The following is a 539-nucleotide window of genomic DNA, read 5'->3' on the forward strand; positions in this document are numbered from 1 at the left end:
ACCAGCCCGTCGATGCTCGACCGGCTTTCGGCCAGCTTGGCGAGATCGTCTTCGAGCGCCTTCGACAGGATCGAGCGGTCTTCCGCAAGCTTTTCGGACTGGTCCGATATAACGCTTTTGATCGTGTTGAGATCGGACTCGAGCGCGCGCTTGAGAATGTCGCGACCCTCGGCCAGTTTCTCGACCTGCCCGGTAACCAGCCCATCGATGCTCGACCGGCTTTCCGCCAATTTGGCGAGATCCTCTTCGAGCGCCTGGGACAGGGTCGAGCGATCTGCGGCGAGCCTGTTCATGTGATCGGAGATAAGGCCGTTCACGCTCTGCAGGTCGGTTTCCAACGCCTTCGAGAGCTGATCACGGTCTTCCGCCAGCTTTTCCGACTGGCCTGATAGGACCTCCTTGATCGTGTTGAGATCGGATTCCAGCGCGCGCTTGAGGATGTCGCGGCCCTCGGCCAGTTTCTCGACCTGGCCGGCAACCAGCCCGTCGATGCTCGACCGGCTTTCGGCCAGCTTGGCGAGATCGTCTTCGAGCGCCTT

General features: G+C 61.0%; 1 protein-coding gene. It reads right to left on the reverse strand.

Translation table 11 applies throughout. The features are described 5' to 3' along the window. Window positions 1–539 (reverse strand): hypothetical protein (locus X738_RS80655; RefSeq protein WP_036270868.1); only part of this gene is annotated, 539 nt, incomplete at both ends.

It is taken from the genome of Mesorhizobium sp. L48C026A00 (assembly GCF_000502375.1).
Taxonomy (GTDB): domain Bacteria; phylum Pseudomonadota; class Alphaproteobacteria; order Rhizobiales; family Rhizobiaceae; genus Mesorhizobium; species Mesorhizobium muleiense.